We start from the raw sequence: 14,866 nt of genomic DNA, 5'->3' as shown, positions 1-14,866 counted from the left end.
TGTGCTATTGCACAAAAGTAATTACACTTAAAAACTTTTACTCATATTAGCTTGATATTAAATTGATAAAGAATTACGCAGATTAGATAGAAACATAAAGTACTGTCAGTGACCTGAAAAATTCTGCATCGTTAAAGGATCGAGCCGAAATGTTTGTCAAATAGTGCCAATTTGCTGAAAAGCGTTGTCCTGTCTACATTTTTGCCCTGAAAATCGAGCTTTCTTCGACTTGTGTGTATACCGTAGCTCATCAGGGGAGAGGCTTTGATTTTTCCCCCTTCCCTACTAGGGAAAAGTTAGGTGGTTAGGTTTTGGGTTGGTTTTTCAATCTGAAGTGAAAAGTCAGGACAAATTATCAGGAACTGTAGTACTTGAATATGTAGTTAACAGTACTCCATCTACCTCTGTAGAGAACCAAAGAAAAAGTAATAAGTGCATAAAACTACAGAGCCTAACTGTATTTATTTATAAAGGTTCAAATCCAAAAAACTCAATCTAGTTTGAAATTATCAAGGTAAAAAATTATGACAAGCTTTATTCAAGTTCACTTACACAACGAGCTACTGCACCCAGTCCGCGAGTGGTTGGAAACGATAGAAATTCATAACTCCAAATTGGCTCATTTCCTATGCAAAGCTATTCCTGCTCAGTGTCCCTTTGAGCGAGACATCGCGCTGTTTGGTCGGAAGCTATTTCATATTCCACCTATGTGTAAATTAAATCCACTATACGAGGAAGTCGTTGGTTTGCGTTTTAAAGCGCTCTGTTATCTTGCCGATGAATGTGGTGAAGATATCACAGCTTATTGCTGATAGCTAGTTGGATTGTTCTTCGATCGAGCAGCGATCGGGAATTGCAGATTTACGGTTGTTACTTACTACAGGTTTATACTAAGCTAACGTACACCTAATTAGATGTTTGGCTATGTAAGTAGCTGACACCTCACTAAAGTGCTTCCAGACTGTATTGTTGCTTACCGTATCCTGCTGAAATCATTAACATCATCATGACGCACATCTTACTGATTGAAGATGAGGTCAAACTGGCACGATTTGTCGAATTGGAATTGAATTATGAAGGCTATCAGGTCAGTATTGCCTACGATGGATTAACTGCGCTCACCGCAGCGCGTGAGTTGCATCTGGATTTAATAATTTTAGACTGGATGTTGCCAGGTTTGTCGGGGTTGGAAATTTGCCGCTGCCTGCGAAGTATTGTTGATAAAGTGCCGATCATCTTATTAACCGTCAAAGATGAAATAAGCGATCGCATTGCAGGCTTAGACGCTGGTGCTGATGATTACCTCGTTAAACCCTTCAGTATTGATGAATTATTAGCCAGAGTCGGCGCTCACCTGCGAAGAAGCAAGCAACCAGAGAGCGCGGATGTTTTAGAATTTGAAGACCTAAGTTTAAATCGTCGCACGCGGGAAGTGTATCGAGATCGGCGGTTAATTGAGTTAACTGCTAAGGAATTTGATTTACTAGAATATTTACTGGCTCATCCACGACAGGTAATTAGCTGCGATCGCATTTTAGAGGAAGTCTGGGGTTACGACTTCATCAGTGATGCCAACATCATTGAACCTTATATTAACTACCTGCGCCTGAAACTTGAAGCCAATAACGAAAAATGTCTCATTCAAACTGTGATCGGTGTTGGCTACACATTGCATGATTGAATTGGGCATTGGGCATTGGAAAAGAGGAGGCAGGAGGCAGAAGTTGTTTAATTTTGAATTTTGTTAGCGCAACGTTAGCGAGTCCGTGAGCGTCATTTTTAATTTTTAATTGATTTCTCCCTCATCTTTTCTTACTTCTTGCTCGTCTTCCAGTGTCAAATAACCGTAAAACCCCAAATTTTCCTATAATAGAAGAATTTGGGGTTTTTGGCAATCTCAGCAAAAACTCATCCAACTCAGAGTTAATTATATTAGGATGCACAAAGCTATCATCATCTAAAATCCAAAACCCAAAATGGCATGACTTATCTAGAAACAGCAGCGCAATTCTACCGCGAAGTTGCCCAAACACCGCAAGTTGGACTTTGTTGTGTACAAAGTACGCCCCTGCAACTACCAGGATTGAAAATTCCTTTGCCAATGCAGGAAATGAATTATGGTTGTGGCACCACTGTTCACCCGACTGAACTAGGAAAGCAACCTACTGTGCTGTACGTCGGCGTTGGCGGCGGCTTAGAAGCATTGCAATTCGCTTATTTTTCCCGCTATGCAAGTGCTGTAATTGCCGTTGAACCGGTTGAGGCCATGCGAGAAGCAGCTACACGTAATCTGAAAATTGCTGCTCAAGAAAACCCCTGGTTTAACACCAGCTTTGTAGAAATCTGCGAAGGTGATGCTTTTAACTTACCTGTTGCTGATGCTAGCGTCGATATCGTGGCACAGAATTGCCTTTTCAACATCTTTGAACCAGAAGATTTAACTCGTGCTTTAAAAGAAGCACATCGCGTATTAAAACCAGGTGGACGCTTGCAGATGAGCGATCCAATTGCTACTCGTCCCATTCCAGCACATCTTCAAGAAGATGAGCGACTGAGAGCAATGTGTTTATCAGGCGCACTCACATATCAACAGTATACTGAAAGGATTATAAATGCTGGTTTTGGTCAAATTGAAATTCGTGCCCGTCGTCCTTATCGTTTACTAGATTCCCAGACTTATAATTTAGAAGACAACCTACTTTTAGAAAGTCTGGATTCTGTATCTTTTAAAGTTGTAATTCCAGAAGATGGTGCTTGCCTTTTCACTGGAAAAACAGCAATTTATGCTGGTTCTGAACCCTTCTTTGACGATTCAGCAGGTCATATACTTCAGCTAGGTATTCCGGCTGCGGTGTGTGATAAAACTGCTGCTAAACTTGCTGCTACCAAGCCAGCAGAAATAATTGTTACTGATTCAACCTGGCACTATAGCGGTGGTGGCTGCTGTTAATTTATTTAAGAAAGAATTCAGGTGTCAGGAGTCAGAATGGGCTAAACGCCCCGCTACCGCTAACAGAATGGTTCTGTGCGACTGGGTAATGAATGCATAATTTTAATATTTCACTAATTACATTCTAGATTCTAAATTTTGACTTCTTCTTTAATAAATCCCAAAATGTTATTAATTAGTCTGTTTTTAGCTACGCTGTTTTTAGCATATTCAAATGGAGCAAATGATAATTTTAAAGGTGTAGCAACGTTGTTTGGTAGCCGAACTAGCAGCTATCAAACAGCAATTTTATGGGCAACTTTTACAACTTTTGCTGGTGCTATAACTGCAACTTTTTTGGCAGGAGGATTAATTAAAAACTTCTCTGGAAAAGGACTATTACCTGATGCGATCGCGAATGCCCCAGAATTTCATCTCGCAGTAGCGATCGCTACTGGATTGACTGTAATCATTGCGACCCTCATGGGGTTTCCCATTTCCACAACTCACAGTTTAACAGGTGCGCTGGTTGGTGCTGGATTAATTGCGATTGGACTACAAGTTAATTTTGCAGCTTTGGGAACTTCCTTTATTTTGCCTTTATTACTCAGTCCAATCATTGCTATTCCCTTGGGAGCAGGAATTTACAGCTTATCTGGCTATATTAATTCAAAATGGCATCTACCAGTCCATCAAAAAATGATTGATGCTTGTCATTTTCTTAGCGCTGGAATTGTCAGTTTTGCTAGAGGATTAAATGATACTCCTAAGATTGTTTCACTCATCCTAATTATTGAGTATTTCTCGATTCAGGGAGGAATGATTACGATAGCGATCGCAATGGCACTTGGCGGTTTACTCAACTCTCAAAAAGTTGCAATAACCATGAGTGAAAAGATTACCTCAATGAATCCTACTCAAGGCTTATCAGCAAATATAGTAACTGGGGTTTTGGTCATTGCAGCTACTCGGTTTGGGCTTCCAGTTTCTACCACTCACGTTTCAGTTGGTTCTATTTTTGGTGTAGGATTAATTAACAAAAAATCTAAATCTAATCCTGGTGTTTTTTATCAGATTTTACTATCGTGGATTTTAACTTTACCAACTGCTGCAACTATTAGTGCAATCACCTACAGATTATTGCAAGGTTAGTAAAAATAAATATTGTTGTGCAATTGTTTAGGAGTAGTAACTAATGCAAACTCAAACAAAAATTTTACTAGATACAGCAGTCACAGCCTTTAAAAACAAACTCAGTTCACCTTTGACAAAAAAAGGAATCACTGTTTTACAAATTAATCTAGGTAAGCGTTGTAATCTTGCCTGTACACACTGTCATGTCGAAGCTGGGCCAAAACGTACAGAAGAACTTTCTCCGAAAATTTGCGAACAATTGATTTCACTAATCCATAAATTTCCCGAAATTAAAATTGTGGATTTGACTGGTGGCGCACCCGAAATGAATTATGGATTTAAGCTACTGGTAGAAGCCGCAAAAGCAAGTGGCAAACAAGTGATTGTCCGGTCTAATTTGACCATTTATTTTGAAGATGGATTTGGTGATTTCCCAGAATACTTTGCTAAACACCAAGTAAGAGTTGTAGCTTCCTTACCCTGTTACTTAGCAGATAATGTTGATAAAATGCGTGGTACTGGTGTTTTTGATAGTTCAGTCAAAGCTTTGCAGTGGCTTAACCAACTCGGCTATGGTAAAGACCAGAATTTAATTTTGGACTTAGTTTTCAATCCCCAATTGCCCACCGATGAAAAGTTTTCTTTAGCTCCCGAACAGAGTAGCTTAGAACGAGATTACAAAATGTTCTTACAAGAACATTTTAATATTGTATTTAACAACCTCTTCACCTTTACCAACCTGCCAGTTGGTAGAACCAAAATGCATTTAGAAAGGAGAAAACTGTACGCTAGCTATTTGCAGTTTTTACAGTCGCATTTTAATCCCAGTACAGTTGAACATTTAATGTGTCGCGATGAACTTTCAATTGACTATCTGGGCAATGTATATGATTGTGACTTTAACCAAATGATGAATTTGCCTGCAAAAACTCGCAATGGTGAAACCTTGACAGTTGGCAAATTGTTAGAAGCTGGCAATTTAGACCTGATTAGTCAGGTACAAACTGCTGCTTATTGCTATGGTTGTACTGCTGGATGTGGTTCTAGTTGTGGTGGCGCTTTGCTTTAAGAACTAGAGCATTTACTTTTCTGGCCCGACATCTCTCAGGAAGAGCCAGCATTTGTACATCGCTTTGCAGTTCGACACTGCTGACTTCGGCTGTTGAATACTCACAAAGACTTAGTAAACCTTATTTGCATCTAGATTGCGATGATTCGCGTCCGTGCTGAGAGCAGTATATCAAGGCTTTGGTTTCCGTTATCACAGCCAGAGACAAATTGGTGCTTATTTTGTCTCTCGCTATGAATATCAAATACCTCCACAAGTTATCTAAATTGATATGTCTTTTATCGATGAAATTAATCATGTCAATGCTTTGATTGTGGGAGCCAGCCAAGGTATTGGTTTAGGTTTTGTGAAAAAATTGCTACAAGATGACAGAATAGCTAAAGTTTATGCAACTTCTCGTCAACCGGAATCGGCCTCAGAGTTAATAGCTCTTGTAGACAAATATCCTGAGCGATTAATTTGTTTGGAGATAGATATTACTGACGAATTGCAAATTATTGAAGCCGTTCAAAAAATATCTACTCAAGCTGACAAACTGCATTTAGTAGTCAACTGTGTAGGACTGTTGCATGAAGATACTTTGCAACCTGAAAAAAGCTTAAGACAGATAAATTCAGAAAATTTGCTGCGCTACTTTCAGATAAATAGTATTGGTGCTGTCTTACTGGCTAAACATTTATTGCCTCTGTTTCGTCATGGAGAACGCAGCGTGTTCGCCACTATTTCTGCTAAATTGGGCAGTATTGGCGATAACCAACTTGGTGGATGGTACGGCTATCGGGCTTCTAAAGCAGCACTCAATATGTTGATGCGAACTGCGGCAATTGAGTATAAAAGAAGTTGTCCGAAAGCATTAATAGTAACATTGCATCCTGGTACAACTGATACCCGCCTTTCCCGTCCTTTCCAGGGAAATGTCCCTGCGGAAAAATTATTTTCAGTGGAACGTACTGTTACCCAATTATTGGCTGTCATCGAACAGCTTCAAGAAGGCGATAGTGGACACTTTTTCTCGTGGGATGGGAGCAGATTGCCTTGGTAACTGCGTTACGCTGGTGCTAATGAAACCTACGTTATTTGTAACCTCAGCCTATGAAGTTTTTTGTGCCAGCAGCCAAGGATGATATCAAAGCGGAGCAGGTGTATAATGCTCTTGCTCGGTCTCTTAAAGCACCAATAACCGAAAAGCGTATTTGGAAGTTACAGTGGCGTGATAACGAAATTGATATGGAATGCGAGATAGGGAAACCTTTCCCATCGTCTTATCAAACTGGGAAAGAGCTAGTTCTAGCAATCTTTGAGTGTGAAAACCTTTATAAGATTTGTACTCTTACGCGTGGAGGAGTGAAGGGAGAGCCTATCTTGGCTGGAAAAAACTCTCAATCCTCAGCAACGTATTTTTCAGATAATGTAAATAACTGACTCTACATTTTAATATGCGATCGCTTGTTTGATAGAAGTAGATGCGATCGCAGTGCTAACGTCGTAGATAAAATCGCCCACTAGATATCTCAAGGTATGACTAACATTCAGATTTCCTTACCTGAATCGATGAAAGTCTTTGTCGAAAAACAAATAGCTAAAGGTGGTTATAGTTCAGTCAGTGAATATCTTCAAGAACTAATTTTTCAAGACCAACAGCGCAAACATCAAGAAGGAAAACGCGCTCAGTTGATGGCAAAGCTTCACACACAAGGTCAACTGAACGATGAGGAGTTTGAACTAATTGCAGATAAATTAGCTGACGAATTTGCGCTATATGTTGGGTCAAATTTACCTGTGCTGTCAGATTATGCTGTGACTCGTGAGAGTATTTACGAGGATTATCCTTAGCAGTGGTATACCTCATAGATACTAACATCTTACTGCGTTTTGTAGATCGCACTCACCCACTACACCCAACTATAGAACTGCAATCCGAAAATTGCGTTAAAATTTAGGTTCTAAGAATTAGGAAACTCTAACTAAGCGTTTTCCCGTTCTAACCGCACCGCCTCAAATGGTAGGTGTTGCTCCAACCAATCTTCCAAATCAGCCATTACCTCGCGGTAATTTATGTCACTCTGAATCTCGTGATAGGCTCCCGGATACTCAATTCTCAGCTTATCTTTGCAGTTTACCCGTTGGTAAAAGATGTCGCTTCCCCCCGGCAAAGCTACTCGGTCTGCACCACCGTGGAGAATCAATAATGGTAATTGCCAATCACCTGCGTGAGCATTAATCCAATCAACTGTTGCAAAGAATTCTGTAGCCAGACGGGCAGTACCAAGGGTATGTCGCATTGTATCCTGAGCAATGGCGGCTAAAACCTGCGGATCTCGTGAAGCAGCACTGATGTCAATGCCTGTATTCAGGGTGAAACGCGGCCACACCCGTGAGAGCATTTTTCCTAAAAGTACCCGAATCGGTGAAACCCCTACTTTCCCCAAGCTAGGCGCAAGAGCGATCGCACCCTGCAATAATGATGCTTGTTGAGGATAGCGCAGAATGTAATCTAAGACAATTACCCCTCCTAAACTGTGACCCAAGAGAAAAACTGGGTATCCAGGATTCTGAGTCTCAATTAGCTGTAAAAAAGTTCCCAGGTCTTCACGAAACTCACTCCAAGCGTTGATATAGCCTTGCTGACCCGGTGAGCGTCCATGACCGCGCAAGTCTAAGGCGTAGACAGCGTATTGCTTGGGTATCAAATGCTCAATTATATTACTGTAGCGATCGCTGTGCCCTCCAAGTCCATGCACAATGGCTAATATTGCCCGGACTTTACCCTCTGGATGCCAGCTTTGATAATACAGTTCAAGTCCTCCAACACCTTGGAATCTGTCTTCTTTACGAGAAGCTAGGCGATCGCTATGGTCAATCATCTGGTTAATTTTTTACGTATTTTCCCAACAAGCTACTAAAAAGTCAATATCTATTCCTTTTTCAAAATACCAGTTCCCTAAAGAACTAGACCAAAGTGCCAGAAAGTAGACATAGCTTTGAAAGAATTGCAAAATGCGATGCTGGCTTTTTCGCCAACTGATTATCAGGAGCCAACAGGATTAAAGCTGTTACGTTATTTACTCAATCATCTATTGTGGTGACAGATTATTGTTCTAAAAAGTTTGTAACTTTGAAATTTGATGTTCCCTCCCAACAGTGGTTCAAAAATGCGTTTACTTGAGCATCTGCTGCATCAGCCGATTCTCTAGAAGCGTTAAATTGCACTGCTGTCACAATGTATTCAAAGATAATTACAAACTGCTTTTGGGGTGAAATTCTTTCGACTACAATTGTTTCACCTATCTTCGGGATTTGAGATACATTTACTACAAACGTCTCAATTTTCGGTTTATCTAATGGATTTTTGAAATTGAAGTATTTACAGTAAACAATAATTTTCACTTAGACAACCACCAATAACATTATAGATAATCTTGATTATCCTTAAATTGAAAAATTGCTACTATTATAATAGTTTATTAAAAAATATCTGCCAGTTTATACAAATTCTCCAAAATTAGGCTACAGATGTAAACCTAGAAATCCAGATGCAATCTGACAAATCTTAATTACGAATTACGAATTACGAATTACGAATTAGTATTATTTCCCTTGCCATAGCTGCCGCAACGACTGCAAAACCCTTACAAGTCTCTCTTCTAGCCAGACCATAATATAATCAAGCCATTCCAAAAGTTGCTCTAAAGGGTGCTTTTCATAGCCAGTTGAAGTTGCTGTGGTTTCTATCCAGTCTGGCTGTGCCTCAACTTGACTGCTTTGGTGAAATTGTTGTTGCAAAATTTCGCCTTTACGACTCTCGCTTTTAGTTTGGGAAATGCGGGTTTGAGTTTGTTTTACAGAGGCGACTTTTCCAGATGTTTTTTGACTTGAGGTAAGATTACTACTTGGTTGTTTTCTTTTTACCAAGCCAGATCCAATTTTAGGTTGTTTTACACTCAAATTATTTTGTGGAAAATGCCCTATTGATAAACTTGGGGCTAAAGCAGGATTTTTCCCCCCAGAAAGTGTAACTGGCTTGTCAGCAACGGTTTTGGTGTCACCAAATAAATCATTCCACGTTAGCCAAGCATCGTTTGTGAAATCCTGATTCTCTACCAGAGGGCTTTTGAACAAGGCTTTTCTCAGGCGTGATGGAAATAGTTTACCTGGCAATTTCTCATTATTGGTTGTTGTCTCAAGTGTTTTTCTATTACCAACACCAAAAAAGTAATTAAGCGCCGCCTCAATCAAAGCCTGAAAATTCTGTGAATGAGCTTCTAAACCATCAGCGTTGGGGGCAATTTCTCCTTTGGCGGCTAATTGCTCTTTGCCATAAAGAAATATGTTTAACTTAGTTTGGGCAACTTGGACAATTTCCTGGCTACGTTCTTGCACTGGGACTAAAGCATTCGATTCCAACTTAGCAATGGCTATATCTAGAAATGCTAATAATCTATCTGTATTGAGTAAATCTTTTGGTATACCCTCCGCTAAAACTGGAATTTCAGCTGGATTTACGTCAGTGAGTTTTGCTAATAATCGGTCAATTTGTGGTAACAGCTGCGTTTCTTTTTTAGCTATAATCAAACGCCATGACTGCCAGTAATTAGCAACTTCGTTAATAATTCGGTCTTCTAATTTTGCCTGTTGTTCGGGTGTTAATGTATCTATAATTTCATTGTCGACAGTAACAAGTACTAAATTTCGACTCATCAAATTTGTGGCAATTCCTCGCACTATTGGAAGACGCTGTTGAAGGGCATTTTCTAATTGTGAAGGGTTGAGACTTATAGCTTGATTATCTGTAATATTTGATGATTGAGTAAGATTAAAGTTCTTTTCAACGAATTTCAGCCGAAAAACTCCCAATAAAGCCAAGGGATTGAAATGTTCAGATGCTTTCGTAGGAGTGGAGGCAGATTCATCTGATGACAGGTAATTGACTGCCTCTAGTACATTTTGAATGGGACTATCAGCATTGGGTAGAGTTTCAGGCTGGAAATCGGTATCATTTGGTTGTAACTTTAATCTAGTTTGTGGTTCTTTAGTATGTAGCGTTTTCCCAGATGATTCAGATGACTGAAACAGTAGATACACGGGGTAAAGTAGTACCTCGACACCCCACTTAGTGGCAACTTGCAAATGCCGAAACGTGTGTTCCCACTGTTGTGTCACCCGCCGAGACTGCTGGTGAACAAAGTTAAATAGTCTGCTTTGATAACGACCAGAGGAACCAGAAGACATAGTAGTAATTTTTTAGTTCAAGTCTTGTTAAGTTGTGAGACTCGCGCCAAACAATAAAAACAACCAACACCTCATCTTAGCGAATATATGACTCCGACTGTCTCTCAATCCCAGACCAAATTTATCTCACAAGCAATTGAGCAATTGCGCTCTTTTTGTCAAGTTAATCTTCAGTCTAGGTGGCTGTATCAGGAATCTGACTTAGTTATTACTGATGTTGTAGCTGCTGATTTGTCTGATTGGCAACCAGTCCAGTTGAATGCTAAAGAACATATTGCTTGGATGGGTGGGAAAAAAGTGCTATGGCTAGCGCAAAGATTGGTAGTTCCCCAAGATTTACACGGTTATCCCTTAGCTGGGTTATCTTTGCGGCTGGCGCTGGTTTGGTGGGCGGATTCTGCTGAGATTTATGTAAATGGCGAGTTAGTGCTGGAGGGTGATTTATTTGATTCTTCGCCGAGAGTGCTTCTCAGTCAGGGGGTGACGCCAGGGGAAGAATTCACTGTGGCTTTGCGGTTAGTGAGTCCGGGACATTGTAATGGTGCTTTAGTGCGATCGCTCCTAGTTTATGAGTCTACTATTGATAATAATCCCGATCCGGGTTTTGTGGCTAATGAGTTAGCTGTGGTGCAGCTTTATTTGGAAAAATTTGCGCCGGAGAAGTTGGATGTTTTGGCGGAAATGGTGGGGGAGGTTACGAACCGCCAAGACGCCAAGGATGCCAAGGAAGAGTTAGTAAGATCGTTTTTGTCTCTACGTCAAAATTTAATTCAATCCGACATCTTAGCCCCCCTTTTGAAGGGGGGTTGGGGTGATCAAAAATCTAAAATTTTTTTATTGGGTCATGCTCACCTAGATTTAGCATGGTTATGGCCTGTGAGTGAAACTTGGAATGCGGCGCAAAATACTTTTGAGTCGGTTCTGAAGTTGCAAGAAGATTTTCCTGAGTTAATCTTCTGTCATTCGACTCCGGTACTTTATGCTTGGATTGAAGAACATCGCCCAGATTTGTTTAGGGCGATTCAAGCACAGGTAGCTGCTGGACGTTGGGAAGTTGTCGGCGGAATGTGGGTGGAACCAGAACTCAACCTAATTGCTGGTGAATCAATAGTCCGTCAGCTACTCTATGGTCAGCGCTACATCCAGGAGAAATTTGGCAAGCTTTCAACTGTGGAATGGGTTCCAGATTCTTTTGGTTTCTGTGCAACTTTACCGCAGTTTTTCGCTAATGCCGGAATTAAGTATTTTGTGACACAGAAGTTGCGGTGGAATGATACTACTAAATTTGATTATGGGGCTTTTTGGTGGCGATCGCCTGATGGTAGTGAAGTCTTTAGTTTGATGTCTGCACTGATCGGTGAAAGCATTGACCCGGTTAAAATGGCAACTTATGCTCTTGAGTGGCAAACCCAAACTAGTTTACCAGAATCCCTCTGGCTTCCCGGTGTCGGCGACCACGGCGGCGGCCCCACGCGTGATATGTTAGAAACCGCCCAACGCTGGCAAAAGTCGCCTTTCTTCCCAAACTTAGAATTTACGACAGCTGAAAAGTATTTACAGCAAATCAGTAAAGGAGGCAGGAGGGAGGAGACGGGAGACAGTAGTGATGATTCTCCCTTATTTCCTACTTGGAATGACGAACTATATTTAGAATTCCATCGCGGTTGCTACACTACCCACGCAGATCAAAAACGCTGGAATCGTCGTTGTGAAAATTTATTGTATCAAGCTGAACTATTTGCTACCTTGGCAGCTGTAAGCTGTGGTGTGACATATCCGAAAGCAGAAATTGAAGCAGCTTGGAAATTGGTGTTATTTCAACAGTTTCACGATATTTTACCTGGTTCTTCAATTACCCAAGTTTACACAGATGCCTTGCCCCAATGGCAACAAGTAGAACAAGTGGGAACGAAAATATTACAGGAATCACTTTTAGCGATCGCATCTAACATTACCCTATCAGAACCTCCAAAACCCGATAGTCTGCCTATTTTTGTTTTCAATTCTCTCAATTGGCAACGTTCTGAGGTAGTCTCTGTAGCCTTACCCACACCACCAACAACTACCCAAGAATGGCAGATTTACGATGCTTCTGGAAAGCAGCTTGTCTCCCAATTATCTGAACCATCAACGTTACTATTTCTCGCCACCGAAATTCCACCCGTAGGCTACCGCATATTTTGGCTTTCCCCTTTACTCCCCAGTACAGACGAGATTAATCGCGTCTCTCCCTCATCTCCCCCACTCCCCCCAGACTGGATTTTAGAAAATGAATTCTTGCGAGTTGTTATAGATCCTGACACCGGAGATTTATCAAGTGTTTTTGACAAAACTTATCAACGAGAAGTTTTGAGTGGGGCGGGGAATCAACTGCAAGCTTTTAAAGACAGTGGTCAATATTGGGATGCTTGGAATATAGACCCCAATTATGCTCAACATCCCTTACCCTCAACAAATCTTCAATCTATTCAATGGTTAGAACAAGGCCCGGTACAAAGTTGTGTGCGCGTGATGCGTCAGTTGGGTGAATCAGAATTTTGCCAGGACTATATTCTGCAAGCTGGTTCACCTCTGCTGAACATTGCTACAACTGTCAATTGGCAAGAAAATCATGTATTAGTTAAAGCTGCTTTTCCTTTAAATATAGAAGCCGACTTTGCTACTTATGAAATTCCCTGTGGCGCAATTCGCCGCCCAACTAAACCGCAAACCTGCGCAGAACAAGCAAAATGGGAAGTCCCTGCTTTGCGTTGGGCTGATTTAACAGCAGAAGACACACAGACAAATACCGCAATCCCAAATCGTTATGGTGTCAGTTTGCTCAATGATTGTAAATACGGTTATGACAGCAAACCAAATCAACTCCGCCTCACACTGCTACGCAGTTCTAATTGGCCAGACTCAGAGGCTGACCGAGGTTTTCATGAGTTCAAATATACCTTGTATCCTCATGCTGGTAGTTGGGAATCAGCCCATACAGTACGGCGTGGCTATGAATTGAATATACCGTTGCAAGTGATATTGAATTGGCCACTGGCTCAACCCTCCACTACAGCTAACAGCACTATTGAAGGAGTAAGTTTCCTAGATTTATCAGCTGAAAATTTAATCTTGATGGCCTTGAAGCCATCTGAAGACGATCCACAGCAATTAATTCTACGATGTTATGAATCTCACGGAGAAACAGCCGAATTATCTTTACAAAGTGATTTAGGGTTGAATCTCGGAAATCCAGTAGATTTATTAGAGCGTTCCGCTAGTACTGAATTTTCATCTCAGCAACAAATCTTGATGATACAACCTTGGAAAATCGCCAATTTCAAGATATACCAGCGATTAATCCCAGGCTGGGGTGAGCCACCATAGTTAATGGTTAGTGGTTACTAACCATTAGACATCTGGTGAAATTAAATATGTGTTATCTAAAACCCTTGTAGACATGTAGCAGTGCTACGTCTCTACATTCTTTTTCACCAGATTCCTATTAACAATTGGCTTATTTGTATCACCAGTCCTCAATAGACATATCTAGAAATTAATTATGTGCCTTATCCGAAATCCTTAGTGGGCAAAATTCATGTAGCCGGAGGCTTCCTATAGAACTTTTTGGAAGCAAGCTACGCGCAGCCTTTCCGTTAAGAGAAGGGTATTATGCCTACGTAGTTTTCACTCATATCTCTAATACCGTCGTCGGATAATCTGGTATCGTCCGTAGGGCTGCCGTCGTTCGATAATCTGGCGTTGTCCAAAACGCTGCCGTCGTTGGATTCGCTGATATCGTCCGTAAGGCTGCCGTCGTTGGATTCTCTGGTATCGTCCGTAGGGCTGCCGTCGTCGGATTATCTGCCGTCGTCGGATTCTCTGGTATCGTCCTGACCGCCGTTGAGCAATCAAAAGCTCTCCGGTTTGATTTCCAACCAGGTTAGCATCTCGTGCAACGCTCTGTTCACTCAGAGCATTACTTAAAGAAATATCTTTCGCTTCAACTAATGAGGGCGGAGACACAAAGGCAAATAGCAATACTGCTATTGAAGATAACTTCCTGAAACCTTTCATGTTTTTGCTTCTCTAAACTTTCGGTAATAACTTTATTAAAACACTTTCAAGTCTGAAAATTACCGCTTGTGCACTTTTTTAAACTTAATTTAGTATGAAATTCAATATTGCAATTTCACCCTTTTGTATAATTGTAATTTTTCTAAGCTTGTGTATATAAATAGTTAGTATTTAACAGAATGTAATTTTTTTCACCACATAGATAAAGTATACAGTTATTAATTAAATACGCTAATTTTTTCTTGTGAGATGGATTCAAAAGCCTTACTGAGGAAGGGAAATATCCTCCCAAATTTTGATTTGGTAAAACCTTAGATCGGACTTATCTCCATCCCCCAAGATGTATCAAAACTGTATCAAATACAAACGATAACTGCTAAATATTCTTAGCGGAAGCTGTAAATAATAATCTGTCACTGGGTTTCTAGCTTCGACCAACTATTTTGTTA

At 40.7% G+C, this 14,866-nt stretch carries 13 protein-coding genes; 9 read left to right on the top strand and 4 right to left on the bottom strand.

The genetic code is table 11. The features are described from left to right. Positions 1-524: 524 nt before the first annotated feature. The 8 genes from ACFE93_RS11970 to ACFE93_RS11935 all read left to right on the top strand — a co-directional run bounded on the left by ACFE93_RS11970 (position 525) and on the right by ACFE93_RS11935 (position 6,965). Positions 525-812, top strand: coding sequence for a Mo-dependent nitrogenase C-terminal domain-containing protein (locus ACFE93_RS11970; RefSeq protein WP_375473500.1), 288 nt, complete (start codon positions 525-527; stop codon positions 810-812). A 194-nt stretch (positions 813-1,006) separates the two neighbouring features. Then, positions 1,007-1,681, top strand: a complete 675-nt coding sequence (locus ACFE93_RS11965) for a response regulator transcription factor (RefSeq protein ID WP_375473499.1) — start codon at positions 1,007-1,009, stop codon at positions 1,679-1,681. Between the two features lie 300 nt (positions 1,682-1,981). Next, a complete protein-coding gene (gene arsM / locus ACFE93_RS11960; RefSeq protein ID WP_375473498.1) occupies positions 1,982-2,950 on the top strand; it encodes an arsenosugar biosynthesis arsenite methyltransferase ArsM in 969 nt (322 codons plus the stop codon). 165 nt (positions 2,951-3,115) lie between these two features. Then, complete coding sequence (locus ACFE93_RS11955; protein WP_375473497.1) at positions 3,116-4,081, top strand: anion permease; 966 nt, start codon at positions 3,116-3,118, stop codon at positions 4,079-4,081. A 43-nt stretch (positions 4,082-4,124) separates the two neighbouring features. Continuing rightward, entirely contained in the window at positions 4,125-5,132 is a 1,008-nt protein-coding gene (arsS, locus tag ACFE93_RS11950; protein WP_375473496.1) for an arsenosugar biosynthesis radical SAM (seleno)protein ArsS, read from the top strand. A 271-nt stretch (positions 5,133-5,403) separates the two neighbouring features. Continuing rightward, positions 5,404-6,174 (top strand): SDR family NAD(P)-dependent oxidoreductase, encoded by a 771-nt coding sequence (locus ACFE93_RS11945; RefSeq protein WP_375473495.1) that lies wholly within the window; start codon positions 5,404-5,406, stop codon positions 6,172-6,174. Between the two features lie 50 nt (positions 6,175-6,224). Continuing rightward, the gene (locus ACFE93_RS11940) at positions 6,225-6,554 is read left to right on the top strand and encodes a hypothetical protein (RefSeq protein ID WP_375473494.1); all 330 of its coding nucleotides are present in this window, start codon (positions 6,225-6,227) and stop codon (positions 6,552-6,554) included. Positions 6,555-6,650: 96 nt separating this feature from the next. Further along, positions 6,651-6,965 (top strand): type II toxin-antitoxin system ParD family antitoxin, encoded by a 315-nt coding sequence (locus tag ACFE93_RS11935; protein WP_375473493.1) that lies wholly within the window; start codon positions 6,651-6,653, stop codon positions 6,963-6,965. Positions 6,966-7,096: 131 nt separating this feature from the next. Here ACFE93_RS11935 and ACFE93_RS11930 read toward each other — a convergent pair whose 3' ends face one another. The 3 genes from ACFE93_RS11930 to ACFE93_RS11920 all read right to left on the bottom strand — a co-directional run bounded on the left by ACFE93_RS11930 (position 7,097) and on the right by ACFE93_RS11920 (position 10,361). Further along, positions 7,097-7,996: an alpha/beta hydrolase gene (locus tag ACFE93_RS11930; RefSeq protein ID WP_375473492.1), complete on the bottom strand. Its 900-nt coding sequence runs from the start codon at positions 7,994-7,996 to the stop codon at positions 7,097-7,099. Positions 7,997-8,222: 226 nt separating this feature from the next. Then, entirely contained in the window at positions 8,223-8,519 is a 297-nt protein-coding gene (locus tag ACFE93_RS11925) for a hypothetical protein (protein WP_375473491.1), read from the bottom strand. Positions 8,520-8,720: 201 nt separating this feature from the next. Next, on the bottom strand, positions 8,721-10,361 hold the full coding sequence (locus ACFE93_RS11920; RefSeq protein WP_375473490.1) for a hypothetical protein: 1,641 nt from the start codon (positions 10,359-10,361) through the stop codon (positions 8,721-8,723). An 87-nt stretch (positions 10,362-10,448) separates the two neighbouring features. Between ACFE93_RS11920 and ACFE93_RS11915 the strand changes: the two genes are divergently transcribed. Then, positions 10,449-13,727: an alpha-mannosidase gene (locus ACFE93_RS11915; RefSeq protein ID WP_375473489.1), complete on the top strand. Its 3,279-nt coding sequence runs from the start codon at positions 10,449-10,451 to the stop codon at positions 13,725-13,727. A 312-nt stretch (positions 13,728-14,039) separates the two neighbouring features. Here ACFE93_RS11915 and ACFE93_RS11910 read toward each other — a convergent pair whose 3' ends face one another. Then, the gene (locus ACFE93_RS11910) at positions 14,040-14,417 is read right to left on the bottom strand and encodes a hypothetical protein (protein ID WP_375473488.1); all 378 of its coding nucleotides are present in this window, start codon (positions 14,415-14,417) and stop codon (positions 14,040-14,042) included. Between the last annotated feature and the right edge of the window lie 449 nt (positions 14,418-14,866).

The organism is uncultured Nostoc sp. (assembly GCF_964247315.1).
Lineage (GTDB): Bacteria > Cyanobacteriota > Cyanobacteriia > Cyanobacteriales > Nostocaceae > Nostoc.
The sequence above is the reverse complement of the archived record's forward strand: the minus strand, read 5'-3'. Positions and strand labels throughout refer to the sequence as shown.

Bases quoted from the DNA above. Each gene is read 5' to 3' on its own strand.
- ACFE93_RS11970 (WP_375473500.1), top strand. From the start codon at position 525: ATGACAAGCTTTATTCAAGTTCACTTACACAACGAGCTACTGCACCCA.
- ACFE93_RS11965 (WP_375473499.1), top strand. From the start codon at position 1,007: ATGACGCACATCTTACTGATTGAAGATGAGGTCAAACTGGCACGATTT.
- arsM (WP_375473498.1), top strand. From the start codon at position 1,982: ATGACTTATCTAGAAACAGCAGCGCAATTCTACCGCGAAGTTGCCCAA.
- ACFE93_RS11955 (WP_375473497.1), top strand. From the start codon at position 3,116: ATGTTATTAATTAGTCTGTTTTTAGCTACGCTGTTTTTAGCATATTCA.
- arsS (WP_375473496.1), top strand. From the start codon at position 4,125: ATGCAAACTCAAACAAAAATTTTACTAGATACAGCAGTCACAGCCTTT.
- ACFE93_RS11945 (WP_375473495.1), top strand. From the start codon at position 5,404: ATGTCTTTTATCGATGAAATTAATCATGTCAATGCTTTGATTGTGGGA.
- ACFE93_RS11940 (WP_375473494.1), top strand. From the start codon at position 6,225: ATGAAGTTTTTTGTGCCAGCAGCCAAGGATGATATCAAAGCGGAGCAG.
- ACFE93_RS11935 (WP_375473493.1), top strand. From the start codon at position 6,651: ATGACTAACATTCAGATTTCCTTACCTGAATCGATGAAAGTCTTTGTC.
- ACFE93_RS11930 (WP_375473492.1), bottom strand. From the start codon at position 7,996: ATGATTGACCATAGCGATCGCCTAGCTTCTCGTAAAGAAGACAGATTC.
- ACFE93_RS11920 (WP_375473490.1), bottom strand. From the start codon at position 10,361: ATGTCTTCTGGTTCCTCTGGTCGTTATCAAAGCAGACTATTTAACTTT.
- ACFE93_RS11915 (WP_375473489.1), top strand. From the start codon at position 10,449: ATGACTCCGACTGTCTCTCAATCCCAGACCAAATTTATCTCACAAGCA.
- ACFE93_RS11910 (WP_375473488.1), bottom strand. From the start codon at position 14,417: ATGAAAGGTTTCAGGAAGTTATCTTCAATAGCAGTATTGCTATTTGCC.